This window comes from Eubacterium album, assembly GCF_025336545.1.
Lineage (GTDB): Bacteria > Bacillota > Clostridia > Lachnospirales > Lachnospiraceae > Eubacterium_U > Eubacterium_U album.
In genome coordinates this window covers 408,956-423,969 of sequence record NZ_JAODBU010000002.1, presented here as the reverse complement: position 1 = coordinate 423,969, position 15,014 = coordinate 408,956, and the positions used below count along the sequence as shown (strand labels likewise).

At 33.3% G+C, this 15,014-nt stretch carries 17 protein-coding genes; all 17 read left to right on the top strand.

The window, feature by feature from the left end; translation table 11 throughout:
• Positions 1-9: 9 nt before the first annotated feature.
• Positions 10-477, top strand: coding sequence for a PTS sugar transporter subunit IIA (locus N5B56_RS02245; protein WP_117909799.1), 468 nt, complete (start codon positions 10-12; stop codon positions 475-477).
• Between the two features lie 52 nt (positions 478-529).
• Positions 530-814: a PTS sugar transporter subunit IIB gene (locus N5B56_RS02240; protein ID WP_117909800.1), complete on the top strand. Its 285-nt coding sequence runs from the start codon at positions 530-532 to the stop codon at positions 812-814.
• Positions 815-879: 65 nt separating this feature from the next.
• On the top strand, positions 880-2,235 hold the full coding sequence (locus tag N5B56_RS02235) for a PTS galactitol transporter subunit IIC (protein WP_117909801.1): 1,356 nt from the start codon (positions 880-882) through the stop codon (positions 2,233-2,235).
• Between the two features lie 147 nt (positions 2,236-2,382).
• On the top strand, positions 2,383-2,790 hold the full coding sequence (locus N5B56_RS02230) for a hypothetical protein (protein ID WP_243003028.1): 408 nt from the start codon (positions 2,383-2,385) through the stop codon (positions 2,788-2,790).
• A gap of 81 nt (positions 2,791-2,871) precedes the next feature.
• On the top strand, positions 2,872-3,747 hold the full coding sequence (locus N5B56_RS02225) for a class II fructose-bisphosphate aldolase (protein WP_117909803.1): 876 nt from the start codon (positions 2,872-2,874) through the stop codon (positions 3,745-3,747).
• A gap of 37 nt (positions 3,748-3,784) precedes the next feature.
• Positions 3,785-4,306 carry a YjbQ family protein gene (locus N5B56_RS02220; protein WP_117909804.1) on the top strand — a complete coding sequence of 174 codons (522 nt, stop codon included), beginning with the start codon at positions 3,785-3,787 and terminating at the stop codon, positions 4,304-4,306.
• Between the two features lie 12 nt (positions 4,307-4,318).
• Positions 4,319-5,005, top strand: a complete 687-nt coding sequence (locus N5B56_RS02215; RefSeq protein WP_117909805.1) for a triose-phosphate isomerase — start codon at positions 4,319-4,321, stop codon at positions 5,003-5,005.
• A gap of 282 nt (positions 5,006-5,287) precedes the next feature.
• Entirely contained in the window at positions 5,288-6,430 is a 1,143-nt protein-coding gene (locus tag N5B56_RS02210) for a 1-deoxy-D-xylulose-5-phosphate reductoisomerase (RefSeq protein WP_117909806.1), read from the top strand.
• Positions 6,431-6,534: 104 nt separating this feature from the next.
• Positions 6,535-7,188, top strand: a complete 654-nt coding sequence (gene fsa / locus N5B56_RS02205; protein ID WP_117909857.1) for a fructose-6-phosphate aldolase — start codon at positions 6,535-6,537, stop codon at positions 7,186-7,188.
• A gap of 401 nt (positions 7,189-7,589) precedes the next feature.
• On the top strand, positions 7,590-8,507 hold the full coding sequence (locus N5B56_RS02200) for a substrate-binding domain-containing protein (protein WP_022088470.1): 918 nt from the start codon (positions 7,590-7,592) through the stop codon (positions 8,505-8,507).
• 109 nt (positions 8,508-8,616) lie between these two features.
• Positions 8,617-9,510, top strand: a complete 894-nt coding sequence (pstC, locus tag N5B56_RS02195) for a phosphate ABC transporter permease subunit PstC (RefSeq protein ID WP_117909807.1) — start codon at positions 8,617-8,619, stop codon at positions 9,508-9,510.
• Between the two features lie 16 nt (positions 9,511-9,526).
• Complete coding sequence (pstA, locus tag N5B56_RS02190; RefSeq protein WP_022088472.1) at positions 9,527-10,432, top strand: phosphate ABC transporter permease PstA; 906 nt, start codon at positions 9,527-9,529, stop codon at positions 10,430-10,432.
• 58 nt (positions 10,433-10,490) lie between these two features.
• Complete coding sequence (gene pstB, locus N5B56_RS02185; RefSeq protein ID WP_022088473.1) at positions 10,491-11,243, top strand: phosphate ABC transporter ATP-binding protein PstB; 753 nt, start codon at positions 10,491-10,493, stop codon at positions 11,241-11,243.
• A 142-nt stretch (positions 11,244-11,385) separates the two neighbouring features.
• On the top strand, positions 11,386-12,024 hold the full coding sequence (gene phoU / locus N5B56_RS02180) for a phosphate signaling complex protein PhoU (protein WP_117909809.1): 639 nt from the start codon (positions 11,386-11,388) through the stop codon (positions 12,022-12,024).
• A 55-nt stretch (positions 12,025-12,079) separates the two neighbouring features.
• The gene (locus N5B56_RS02175) at positions 12,080-12,313 is read left to right on the top strand and encodes a hypothetical protein (protein WP_117909810.1); all 234 of its coding nucleotides are present in this window, start codon (positions 12,080-12,082) and stop codon (positions 12,311-12,313) included.
• 161 nt (positions 12,314-12,474) lie between these two features.
• A complete protein-coding gene (locus N5B56_RS02170) occupies positions 12,475-14,238 on the top strand; it encodes a Na/Pi cotransporter family protein (RefSeq protein WP_260978294.1) in 1,764 nt (587 codons plus the stop codon).
• Between the two features lie 103 nt (positions 14,239-14,341).
• Positions 14,342-15,013, top strand: a complete 672-nt coding sequence (locus N5B56_RS02165; RefSeq protein ID WP_022088477.1) for a response regulator transcription factor — start codon at positions 14,342-14,344, stop codon at positions 15,011-15,013.
• Position 15,014: the final 1 nt, after the last annotated feature.

Below are 15,014 nucleotides of genomic sequence, written 5' to 3'. Positions count from 1 at the left end.
GAGAGAAAGATGAAAAAGATAACAAGCAATAAAGAAAAACATTATTTAGCAGTTACTTTATCAGGTGAAAATGACAAAGAAGTTTTAACACAGATGGCTTCAGCATTACAGGAGGAAGGATATGTAAAGGATAGTTTTCCTGAGGCAATCCTAAAAAGAGAAGAAGTTTATCCTACAGGTCTTCCGGTTGGAGAAATAAGTGTGGCAATTCCACATACAGATCCTGAACATGTAAATGATGCAGCAATTTGTCTTGGAATTTTAGACAAACCCGTAACATTTAATGTAATGGGAATGGAGGGAGAAACAACTGATGTTTCAATATTGTTTATGCTTTCAATTAAACATAAAGAAGATCAAATGGATATGCTCCAGAAATTAATAACCGTATGCCAGAATCAAGATACATTAAAAGAGATTATGGCACAGGACATGGACAAAATTAATGAAGTTATGACCACTCTTGTAGAGGGGTAGGAACTTAATAAATTGCCAAAAGGCAAATAATTATATGAAAGGAGAAACAGATATGAAAAGAATAGTTATCGCATGTGGATCAGGAGTAGCAACATCAACAGTTGCAAACCAGAAGGTATCTCAGTATCTTAATGAGCACGGATATGCAGGAAAATACCAGATTGAACAGTGTCAGGTATCTGAACTTGCAGAAAAAGCAAAAAATGCTGACTTTGCCATTGCTACAACAGTAGTTGGTGGAAACATTCCTTGTCCTGTAATACCTGGACTTCCATTATTGACAGGTATCGGAGTTGACAAATTGTTCAGTGATGTAGAAGAACAGATGAAAAAGTAGAAAAAATAACACGTAAGAAAATATTTGAAATTATTTTCAAATGAGATTAAGAAGGGAGAAAAAGCATGCAATATATTATTGATTTTTTTAGTTACATTAATGGTTTAGGTGCAAGCGTAATGATGCCAATTATTTTAACAATTTTTGGTGTTATTTTAGGAGCAAAGTTTGGTAAAGCCCTTAGAGGTGGATTAACAGTAGGTGTAGGTTTCATTGGACTTAACCTTGCAGTAGGACTTATTGGTACTTATTTAGCACCGGCAGTTCAGGAAATGGCCGACAGATTCCATTTATCACTTACAACTGTAGATGTAGGTTGGCCTGCAGCAGCAGCGATTGCTATGGGTACAACAATTGGTCTTATAATTATTCCAATTGGTTTAATTGTTAACATTATTATGTTACTTACAAATACAACTCAGACAATCGACGTTGATATTTGGAACTATTGGCATTTCGCATTTACAGGTTCATTAGTTGCTATTGTAACAGATAACCTTGCATATGGTATTATAGCAGCTGTTATTAATATTATTATAGTATTTGTAATTGCTGACTACACAGCACCAAAGGCAGAAGAAGTTTTAGGAATGCCGGGCGTTTCACTTCCTCATGGATTTACAGCAGCCTTTGTTCCATTTGCAATCGTAGTTAACTGGATTATCGATAAGATTCCGGGAGTTAACAAGATCGATATTAATATTGAAAAATTACAGAAGAAATTCGGTGTATTTGGTGAACCAATTATTATTGGTACAGTATTAGGTCTTGTTATCGGAGTATTAGCAGGATATCCATTAAAAGACATTTTAACATGTGGTATTTACTTAGGTGCTGCATTAGTACTTATTCCAAAAATGGCTGCATTACTTATGGAAGGTCTTATGCCAATTTCAGAAGCAGCTCAGGGATTTATTTCAAAGAGATTCTCAAACAGAGGAAAGATTTATATTGGACTTGACTCAGCAGTAGGTGTAGGACATCCTGTTACATTAACAGTATCACTTATTCTTGTACCGGTTGCTGTATTCCTTGCAGTTATTCTTCCTGGAAACACAGTACTTCCAATGACTGACTTATCAGTATTACCATATATGTTCGTATTAATTGTACCATTAGTTGGTGGTAATGGATTCCGTGCAATTATAACAGGTATTGTTGCATTAATCGGTGGTTTATATATTTCAACTGACCTTGCAGCAGTTACTACATCTGTAGCTCATACAGTAGATGCAGCTACATATGATGGTGTTACAAAGATTTCATCAATTTGTGATGGTGCAAACCCACTTACATGGCTTATTTACAGAGCAGGTAACTTAAGCATTATAGCATTAGTGGTTGTGGGAATTGTAGCACTTGCATTAGCTTTCTTAAACAGACAGCGTATTATTAAAGCAGCTCATGCTGAAGAAAAATAAAAATGAAAGGTAAATGTATATATGAAAAGTTATGTGTATAATAAATCACACTATTTCATTCAACATACTTTACCGGGGTTATTCACACTCCTGATTGGGCTTTATTGCCTAATCAGGCAGGTGATGACCGGATTTAGTGGTTTGTTGATGTTTATATTAATCATTTGTGTATATAATGTGTGGAATGAATTTATATCTTTAAGTAATCCGTATGAATTTGAATTGGGAAAAGACAGTGTAACTTTTCGTGCATACAAACAGGAACATACTTATAAGATAAGTGAAATGACAAATTTCTCAATGAGAATGGTTGCAGGAAATACATCAATATATATGAATATAAATAAAGGTGGGATTTTAAAAGGAAGATATTGGATTAGAGTATCTGAATTTGAAGAACAGGATGAAATAGTAGATTATTTTTATGATTTAGATGAAAAAGTTAATCCGGATTCTGTTGTTACCAGAGCAAGAAAAGAAGGTAGAGAAAGATTAGCTCAGAAAAAAGAACTGGAAAAACAGAAGAAAATCAGTAAGAAATTAGTTAAAAATTAATTAGTATATAGTAAATTTGAAAACAATGTAATTAAAATAGATTATTTTATTTAATCCATAGGATTGATAGGAGGGATAGTAATGCTGGTAACATTAAAAGAATTACTTGATGAAGCGAAAGTAGAACATAAGGCAGTTGGAGCTTTTAACGGTACAACACTAGAAGCAATCAGAGGAATTATTCAGGCGGCGGAAGAACTTAATTCACCTGTTATATTACAGCATGCACAAAGCCATGATGATTTAATTGATTTAGAAGAGATAGGACCGGTTATGAAGTATTATGCTGAAAGGGCGAAAGTTCCTGTTGCATTACATTTAGACCATGGTTCAAGTTTTGATAGATGTGTTCAGGCTTTAAAATTAGGCTTTACATCCGTTATGTATGATGCATCAGCTAAAAGTTTTGAAGAAAATGCAGCAGAAACAGCAGAAATAGTTAAAATTGCACATGCAGTTGGAGCAAGTGTTGAAGCTGAATTGGGACATATTTTCACATCAAAAGTCGTACAGGGTGAAGGAGCAGGAGCTGATAGCACTGATGATTATGAAGACTTAGATAACATATATACAGATCCTGAAGTAGCAAAGAAGTTTGTTGAAATGACAAATGTAGATTGCCTTGCAGTTGCATTTGGTACGACACACGGAGTATATCTGACTGAACCAAAATTGGATTTACCTAGAGTTGCAAGACTTAGAGAAGCAACAAACATTCCATTGGTTATGCATGGTGGTTCAGGAGTATCAGATGAGGATTATGCTGTAGCTATTGAAAATGGAATTTGTAAAGTTAATTACTATACATATATGAATACAGCAGGTGGAAAAGCATCAAAGGAATATTGGCAGGATGATAGTAAGCCATTGTTCTATGACTCAATGTCATTAGTTGCAACAGAAGCAATTAAAGAGGATGTAAAGCGTGCAATAAAGGTATTTCAGAAAATAAAATAATTAACTACTACTTAATTTTATGAAAAGGAGAGTATAGATGGCAGTATATAAAGAAACAATTATGTTAAAATCACACGGTGGTACACCAACATATGTAAATATTACACCACAGGTTAGAGAAGCAATAGAGAAAAGTGGAATAAAGAATGGAATTTGTGTAGCAATTTCACCACATACAACATGCTCAGTATTTTTTGAAGAATTTGTACATGATTACAATGAAGCAGGAGATGAATTTTTACAGGAAGATTTGAATGATGTATTAAAGAAAATCATACCTGATCATGTAAATGCAGATCAGTATAATTATCCTGGTGAAGAACATTATAAAGCTGTTGAATCATGGCCTGATGCAGCTACATATTTACCAAATGGTGATAGAACAGCCTTATTTAATGGAGATGCCCATTTAAGATCTACACTTGTTGGTTCAAGTGCCACATTGGAAGTTGATGATGGAAAATTGGGTGTAGGACCTACGGGATATGTTTATTTTGTAGATTTTGACAGAACAAGAGAAAGAACAAGAAAATGTAAAATTATTGTTATAGGAGAATAGGAGGAGAGTAAAATGGCAAAAGCAGAATCACCTTTTTTGATTGTTAATCCAAAGTCATATTTATATGGTGAAAAAAGTTTGGAATTAGCAAAGGCAGCAGATAAAACTGCAAAAGAAACAGGACTTCAGATTTATTTTACATGCCCATATGCTGACATAAGATTAATAAAGGAAAATACAGAAAATCTTATTGTGTGTGCTCAATCAATGGATCCTTTGACTCCTGGAAGAGGAATGGGACATGTACTTCCTGAATCATTAAAGGAAGCAGGAGCAGAGGCAGTATTTTTAAATCATGCTGAAAATCCTAAAACAGTTTCAGATTTATATGCAACAATTAAAAGAGCAAAAGAATTAGGAATGATTACAATAGTTTGTGCAGATTCAACAGTTGAGGCAAAGGCAGTTGCATGTATGGATCCTGATATAGTATTAGCAGAACCAACAGATTTGATTGGAACAGGAAAGGTAGCAGATGACTCATATACTATTGAAACAGTAAAGGGTCTTCACGAGGTTAATCCTAATGTATTAGTAATGATTGCATCAGGAGTAAGCACAGCAGATGATTGCTATAATGTAGTAAAACTTGGAGCAGATGGAACAGGTGCTACATCAGGTATTTTAAATGCACCATCTCCGGCACAGAGAGTACATGAAATGGCTGAGGCAATCGTTAAAGCTAAAAAAGAGAAATAGCCACATTGACATAACTAGTCTTTCATAATTTGGGGAGTAATACTAAATAATTTTTATTACTCCCTACCTTTTTGCATAAATTATATACTTAACATCTGGTTTGAGGGGCAACTACTTTATTTTTTACAAAAAATGTGATATTCTTGTCTTAGATTTTGCTTAATTTTACAAAAATTATACTTTTAAATAATAAAATAAAAGATAAATATAAGAGATTAAGAAATAATAGAGAAAGAATATATAATGATGTTTCCTTAAATGAAGGAGACAGAATGGAGTATCATGAAGAATATTTCAATATTGGGGTCTACTGGTTCAGTGGGAACTCAGACATTAGAAATTGTAAGAGCTAATAATGATTTAAAAGTAGTTGCAATTGCAGCTAAGAAAAATATAAAGAAACTTGAAGAACAGATTAGAGAATTTGATCCTGAAATTGTATGTGTATATGATGAAGATGCAGCTGAACAATTAAAGATTTCTGTTGCAGATAAGAATGTAAAGATAGTAACAGGAATGGATGGATTAATTGAAGCAGCGACATATGATAAGGCTAAGTTAGTTGTAACGGCTTTTGTGGGAATGATAGGAATAATACCTACTTTAGAATGTATAAAAGCCGGAAAGGATATTGCATTAGCTAACAAAGAGACTCTTGTTACTGCAGGACATTTGGTAATGGATTTAGCAAAGAAACATAACGTAAAGATATTACCTGTAGATAGTGAGCATAGTGCAATTTTTCAATCAATAAATGGAGAAAACCATAAAGAAATTGATAAGATAATTTTAACAGCTTCAGGCGGTCCGTTTAGAACATGGGAAAAATCAAAAATGAAAAACGTTACCATTGAAGATGCTTTAAAACATCCTAATTGGAAGATGGGACCAAAGATTACAATTGATTCAGCAACTATGGTTAATAAAGGCTTAGAGGTATTAGAAGCAAAATGGTTATTTGACGTGGATGTAGATGATGTTCAGATAGTAATTCAGCCTCAGAGCATTATTCATTCTATGGTTCAGTTTAATGATGGTGCTGTTATGGCCCAATTAGGTTTGCCAGATATGAAATTACCAATTCAATATGCAATTTATTATCCGGAGAGAAGATATCTTGCCGGAGAAAAAGCAGATTTTGGAAAAATAGCCCAAATTACATTTGAAGACCCGGACTTTGAAAAATTTAAAGGTTTATCACTTGCATATAGAGCAGGAAAGATAGGAGGTTCTATGCCTACGGTTCTTAATGCAGCAAATGAAAAAGCAGTTGCAATGTTTTTAAACCGACAGATAAGTTTTTTGGAAATTACGGAAATTATTGAATATTGTATGAGTTATCATCAGACTATTCATAATCCGACGGTACAACAGATATTGGATATTGAACAATGGGTGGATGAAATAGTCGATAAAAGATGGTAACATAATTAATTTGCGTATTGTAGGTTGAAAATAAACAGATTTGGGATAATGGGATGAAGAAAGGAGAGTATGAGATATATGAAAAGTCTCATACAAATAACATTATGAAGTTTTTTATTGACACAGCAAACGTAGATGATATCAGAAAGGCAAATGATATGGGAGTTATTTGTGGTGTAACTACAAACCCATCATTGATTGCTAAAGAGGGAAGAAATTTTAACGAAGTTATTAAAGAAATTACTACTATTGTAGATGGACCTATAAGCGGTGAAGTTAAAGCAACAACAACTGATGCAGAGGGTATGATTGCAGAAGGAAGAGAAATAGCTTCAATTCATCCGAATATGGTTGTAAAGATTCCAATGACTGTCGAGGGCTTGAAGGCTGTCAAGGTACTTTCAAAAGAAGGAATTAAAACAAATGTTACTTTGATTTTTTCAGCAAATCAGGCAATACTTGCAGCTGAGGCAGGTGCATCATATGTATCACCATTCCTAGGAAGACTTGATGATATTAATCAGCCGGGAATTGATTTAATAAGAACAATAGCAGAAATTTTTGATATTTACGGATATGAAACTGAAATTATAGCTGCATCTGTACGAAATCCAATTCATGTTACGGATTGTGCATTAGCAGGAGCTGATATTGCTACAGTTCCTTATAAGGTAATTGAAACAATGACAAAGCATCCATTGACAGATCAGGGAATAGCTAAATTCCAGGCAGATTATAAAGCTGTATTTGGAGAATAAAATAAAAAAGTTCGATTGTAACGAGCCGAACTCAAAGATGCTACGCATCTTTTTCGTTACGGCTGTCGCGGATGAATAAAAAAGTTCGATTGTAACGAGCCGAACTCAGAGATGCTGCGCATCTTCTTCGTTACGGCTGTCGCCGCATAAATAAAGAAAGACCAACACGAGTTTTCAAGCAAGCTTGAAACGTAGTGTTGGTCTTTCTTTATTTGCGTGGCTCGTTACAATCGAACTTTACGTATTTTTTACTTAGAGATGGTTATGGATTTTACATTGGGCATTTATGATTAAGAAGAATTAACAAATGCGCATATTTAGTTAATTATTTTTAAACTAAATAAAAGAAAATGTAAATTAGAGCGATGAAATAAATCGTCAGATTATGGAGGAATTAAGAAATGAGAAAATTAGCAGTTTTAGCACTTAGTGCAGCATTAGTTATGGGAACAATGACAGGTTGTGGTTCTACAAATTCAGACGCAAAGAATTCTGATAATGCAGGAACAAATAAAAGCGCAAGTTCAGAAACAGGATTTGATACATCTAAAGATATTTCAGTTGTTTCAAGAGAAGATGGTTCTGGTACAAGAGGAGCTTTCATTGAATTAACAGGTGTTGAAGAAAAAGATGCAGATGGAAATAAGGTTGATAACACAACATTAGATGCAAGCATTACAAACAGCACAGAAGTAATGATGACAACGGTGTCAGGAAATGATTACGCAATCGGTTATGCTTCACTTGGTTCATTAAATGACACAGTTAAGGCAGTTAAAGTAGGTGGAGTTGAAGCTACAGCAGATAACATTAATGCAGGTACATATACACTTGCAAGACCATTTAACATCGTAACAGGTGATAGCGTAAGTGAAGTAGCACAGGATTTCATTAACTATATTATGAGTGAAGATGGACAGAAAATTATTTCAGACAATGGTTATATCGAAGTAGAAAATACAGGAAGTTTTACATCATCCAAAGTAAAAGGAAGCATCGTAGTAGCCGGTTCTTCATCAGTAACTCCTGTAATGGAAAAATTAAAAGAAGCTTATGCCAAAGTTAACTCAAATGCATCAATTGAAATTCAGGAAAGTGATTCTACAACAGGTGTTAATTCAGCAATTGAAGGAACATGTGATATCGGAATGGCATCAAGAGATTTAAAGGATGAAGAAAAAGGAGTTAAGGCAACAGCAATTGCAAAAGACGGTATTGCAGTAATTGTTAATAATAACAACACAATTGATGACTTAACAGTAGATCAGATTAAAGATATTTTTACAGGTGCAGTTACAACTTGGGCAGATGTTAAATAATTTGAAAATCAACAAAGCTTAGAATTTGAAAAAATAAAAAGTGAAATTAAGCCTGGCTAGCAAAGTATTAATTGGTAAGTCAGGCTTAAGAAATATATGAGGAAAAGAAATGCAGGAAAAAAATAATGTAGGCACAAATACAGGATGGAAAAAATTCAAAGAGTTATTTATGAAAATAATTTTTTTGATTGCAGCCTGTGTGTCAATTGCAGCGGTAGCTTTGATTTGCATATTCTTATTTGCAAATGGAATACCGGCAATAAAAGAAATTGGATTTACTAAATTTATATTTGGTACACAGTGGCGTCCGACGAATAACATATATGGTATTTTACCAATGATTGTAGGAAGTATATACGTTACAGCCGGAGCATTGATTATAGGTGTACCAATTGGACTTTTAACAGCTATATTTTTAGCAAGATTTTGTCCGAAGCCTTTGTACAAAATACTTAAACCTGGAATTGAACTCATGGCTGGAATCCCATCGGTAATATATGGTTTCTTTGGATTGGTTGTTTTGGTACCGGCAGTAAGAGATAATTTTGGTGGTGATGGTCTTAGTATGCTAACAGCAAGCATGTTACTTGGAATGATGATTTTACCAACAATTATTTCGGTATCAGAGTCATCTATAAGGGCCGTACCTGATAAATATTATCAAGGGGCATTAGCACTTGGTGCAACACATGAAAGAAGTGTTTTTCTTACTGTTGTTCCGGCAGCAAAATCAGGAATTTTGGCAGCGGTTATATTAGGAGTAGGAAGAGCAATAGGAGAAACAATGGCAGTAATTATGGTTGCAGGAAATCAGCCAAGAATGCCGGAGGGTATGTTAAAAGGTGTTAGAACGTTAACAACAAATATAGTAATGGAAATGGGATATGCTGCGGGATTACATAGAGAGGCACTTATAGCAACAGGTGTTGTTCTGTTTGTATTTATTCTTATAATCAATCTACTGTTTTCAATTATAAAAAATAAAGAAAAACATCAATATTAAAGGAGTAAAGTAGATTATGAATAATGACAAATTATCACAAATAAAAGGAATAAATAAAGTTTCCTTTTTACAGAGATTAAAAAGTTATAAAAGAAAACCGGGCTCCTTTATATTGTTATTATTAGTTGGATTAGCAGCACTAGCAACAACATTATGCTTAGGTTTTATAGTTTGCTATATATTAATTAAAGGTATACCAAACCTTACACCTGATTTATTCGCATGGGAATATAATTCAGAAAATGTATCAATGATGCCGGCGATTATAAATACTATATCAATGACATTGTTGTCACTTCTTTTTTCAGCACCAATTGGAATATTTTCAGCAATATATCTTGTGGAATATGCAAAAAGAGGAAATAAACTTGTTGGAATTATGCGAATAACAGCAGAAACATTAACAGGAATTCCTTCTATTGTATATGGCTTATTTGGAGCATTATTCTTTGTTTCAACTCTTAAATGGAAACTTTCATTAATGGCAGGTGCATGTACATTGGCGATTATGGTACTTCCTGTAATATTAAGAACAACAGAAGAAGCATTAATGTCTGTGCCGGATTCATATAGAGAAGGAAGTTTCGGACTTGGAGCAGGAAAGTTAAGAACAGTATTTAAGGTAGTTTTACCGTCAGCCATTCCCGGAATTCTGTCAGGAGTTATTCTTGCAATAGGTAGAATTGTAGGTGAAACAGCAGCTTTAATTTATACGGCAGGTGCAGCTACAAAGGTAGCAGGAGGGTTATTTGAATCAGGAAGAACTTTAGCAGTTCATATGTACAGCCTTTCAAGAGAAGGATTACATACAGACCAGACATATGCTACAGCAGTAGTACTTTTAATTATGGTACTTCTTATAAATGGAGCATCAGGACTTATTGCAAAGAAATTTGAAAAGGCAAGTGGCGGAGAAAAATAAAGCTAAATAATAATAAAAAAAATGAAAAGAATTCCGAATGAATTTAAAGGAGAAAGAAATGAGTAGTAAATTTGATGTAAAAAATTTGAATTTATATTATGGCGAATATCATGCCCTAAAAAATGTAAATATGGAAATACCTGAAAAACAGATTACAGCATTCATCGGACCTTCAGGATGCGGAAAATCAACTTTCCTTAAGACATTAAACAGAATGAATGATTTAGTTGAAGGATGCAAAATAACAGGTGATATAAAGTTAGATGGTGAAGATATATATGGAAATATGGATGTAAATCTTTTGAGAAAAAGAGTAGGAATGGTATTTCAGAATCCAAATCCATTCCCAATGAGTGTGTATGACAATATAGCTTATGGACCAAGAACACATGGAATCCATTCAAAAAGTAAATTAGATGAAATAGTAGAAAAGTCATTGAGACAGGCTGCAATTTGGGATGAATTAAAAGACAGATTGAAAAAATCAGCTTTAGGATTATCTGGTGGACAGCAACAAAGATTATGTATTGCAAGGGCATTAGCAGTTGAACCGGAAGTTATTTTAATGGATGAACCTACATCAGCACTTGATCCTATTTCTACATCAAAGATTGAAGATTTAGCATTAGAGCTTAAAGATAAATATACAATTATTATGGTAACTCATAATATGCAACAGGCAACAAGAATTTCAGATAATACAGCCTTCTTTTTACTTGGAGAAGTAATTGAATATGATAATACAGAAAAACTATTCTCAATGCCTAAAAATAAAAAGACAGAAGAGTACATTACAGGAAGATTTGGCTGATTTCATAACAAAATGATATTAAAGATGTTTATGTCAGAGTTAAGTAAAAGAGCAATGTACGATATATGCAGTGCATGTTATGTAATATGAAGATACGTGACAATATTGGAACGGATTTAGTAGAAAGAGAGGTTGGACGAAAATGAGAGATAAATATATGAAACAGTTGGAAAACTTAAACAACAATATGATTGAAATGGGGGCAATGATTGAAAAATCTATAGAGAATGCGATTTCTGCATTAGTAAGACAGGATGTTGAAACAGCAAAGAAAGCGATTGAATATGATGCTGAAATTGACGAAATGGAAAAGAATATTGAAAACATGTGCATGAAAATTTTACTAAGCCAGCAACCGGTAGCAAGTGATTTACGTACGGTTTCATCAGCTTTAAAAATGGTTACCGATATGGAAAGAATAGGTGACCATGCAGCAGATATTTCAGAAATAACAATAATGATGGCAGATAAGCCATATAGATGTAAATTAGAAAAGATTGAGAAAATGGCAAAAGAAACAATGATAATGCTTGTCCAAAGTATAGAGTCATATGTTAACAAGGATATTGAGAAAGCTAAAGCGGTAATAAATCATGATGATATAGTTGATGGATTATTTGACGAAGTAAAAAAAGCCCTGATTGTTGCCATAAAAGATGATGAGGAAGATGGAGAACAGATGGCAGATTTATTAATGGTTGCAAAATATTTGGAAAGAATAGGCGACCATGCAACAAATATATCCGAATGGGTAATTTATTCAATTACAGGAAAAAGATAAAAACATTAAATTACAGTTTAAGCCAAAGGATGAAATAGGCGGAATGGAGTGTATTATGAATAGCATTTATTTAATAGCCGAGAAAATTACAAAGGGAAAAAATATTAGTACATATAAGATGTTTTTAGTATTAAGTGTAGTGATATGGTTAATTGGAATGTCTGTAATAGCAGTTCCATTTTTTATAACAGGTAAGATTTCCTGGCAGATAATGGCAATTATTGTAGGATATCCGACAACATTTTGCGGATTATTTGGTGGAACAATATATTTATATCGTAAAGATTGAAATTTTACATAGATTTTACATGAATATCCCTCTGACTTTACACTGCTAAAATACAATGCAAATGTAAAAAGAATGTAAATAAAAACGTAAGACATAAAGCCTAAGTAGTTTAACAAATATATTTGGCAGTAAGGCTTTAGGTAAAACACAGGAGGAAATTTATGGATATTTTCAATGTATTGTCCCTTATTGGAGGATTAGCGTTATTTCTTTATGGAATGAATGTTATGGGTGATGGACTTGCGAAGACAGCAGGTGGAAAATTAGAAAAAATATTGGAAAAACTTACATCAACACCTATAAAAGGCGTTATTTTAGGTGCTGCTGTAACAGGAGTAATTCAAAGCTCATCAGCTACAACTGTTATGGTGGTAGGATTTGTTAATTCGGGAATAATGAAACTGACGCAGGCAGTTGGAATTATCATGGGTGCAAATATTGGAACAACAGTTACATCATGGATTCTTAGTTTATCAGGAATTCAAAGTGATAATTTTTGGATTAAAATGTTAAAACCGTCATCATTTTCACCAATATTAGCTGTTATAGGTATTGTATTTTTATTATTTACAAAAAGTGAAAAGAAACATGATATTGGAACAATTCTTCTTGGATTTGCCGTTTTAATGTTTGGAATGGAAACAATGAGCGCAGCAGTAAAACCATTGGCGAATGTTCCTGAATTTACAAATATTCTTACTATGTTTTCTAATCCAATACTTGGTATGTTGGCAGGTGCAGTTCTTACAGCGGTGATTCAGAGTTCATCGGCATCAGTAGGAATTTTACAGGCATTATGTGCTACGGGATTTGTATCATATGGAGTTGCAATACCGATTATAATGGGACAGAATATAGGAACATGTGTTACAGCATTGATTTCAAGTATAGGTGCTAAGAAAAACGCAAAGAGAGCAGCTTTTGTACATTTATATTTTAATGTAATTGGAACTACAGTATTTATGATTGTATTTTACCTTGTAAATGGATTTGTGCATTTCTCATTTTTAGGTGATGCAACAAATGCAGCAGGAATAGCAATAGTTCATAGTTTATTTAATGTAGGTGCAACAATATTGCTTTTACCTTTTGGTAAGGTTCTTGTTAAGCTTGCAACACTTACGGTAAGAGATGAAAAAGAATCAGAAGATATTGCAGAAGATAAAACATTAGAAATGCTTGATGCTCGTTTTCTTGAAAAACCTGCATTTGCTGTAGTACAAAGTGTAAGCGTTACAAAGAAAATGGCTTCATTGTCAAGAGATGCTTTATTTAAGGCAATGAGTCTGTTTGAAAATTATGATAAAAAAACAGCTGAAGATGTAGTAAAACTGGAAAATAAAATTGACCAGTATGAGGATCAGCTTGGAACATATTTAGTAAAATTAAGCAGTAAGCAGTTATCCTTAAATGATAGCCAGACAGTATCAATTATGCTTCATGTAATTGGGGATTTTGAAAGAATCGCAGATTATGCGATTAATATAAGTAAAAAGGCAGAAAATATGCACAGTAAAGGATTGAAATTCTCATATGTTGCCTCAAAGGAACTTCAGGTGTATGGAGATGCCCTTAAAGAGATTATGAATATGACTGTAGATGTGTTTACAGCAGATAATTTGGATGAGGCTGTAAGGGTAGAGCCACTTGAAGAAGTAATAGACAGACTTAATTCTAAGATAAAGAAAAATCATGTTAAACGATTACAAAATGGAGAATGTACAATAGATATTGGTTTAATTCTCGAAGATACAATTACTAATTACGAAAGAGTTGCAGATCATTGCTCAAATGTAGCAGTATGTATGTTGCAGGTAAGAGAAGATGAATATGGAACACATGAATATTTAGATAATGTTAAACATGATGATACACAGTTTAAAAAATTATATCAGGAATATAAAGAAAAGTACTATTTAAACTAAGAATATGATATGCTTTAGTTATGTTATGTGAATAAAAAATGAGCATAATATTAGTATGCAGATTAGACAGAAATAGTTTTATGATAAACACAAGGAGGAAGATATGGCTTTAATATATATTGTTGAAGATGATAAAAACATACAGGAAATAGAAATGTTTGCATTAAAAAACATAGATTACGCTGTAGAGGGATTTGAATGTGCCGGAGATTTTTACAAAAGGCTGTATGAGAAACTTCCGGACCTTGTGTTGTTAGATGTGATGCTTCCGGATGAAGATGGTCTTGAAATAGTAAAAAAATTAAGAAAAAGACCGGATACCATGAGAGTGCCAATCATCATGGTTACAGCTAAAACTACAGAAATAGATAAAGTAAAAGGACTTGATATGGGAGCAGATGATTATATAACCAAACCATTTGGAGTAATGGAACTTATATCAAGGGTAAAGGCACTTCTTAGAAGAAGCAGAAATCTGCAGGAAGAAAAAATGATATCTATAGGTAATGTGTTTATGGATACTGAAAAAAGAGCTGTTTATGTAAATGATGAGCCTTGTGAACTTACATACAAAGAATTTGAACTATTAAAATTACTTATGATTAATGCAGGAATTGTATTACATAGAGATACAATAATGGCAGACGTATGGGGAACAGATTACGAAGGTGAATCAAGAACATTAGACATGCATATAAAAACTTTAAGACACAAACTTAAAGAGGCAGGAAATAGAATTAAGACGGTAAGAAATGTAGGATATAGGATGGAGTAAT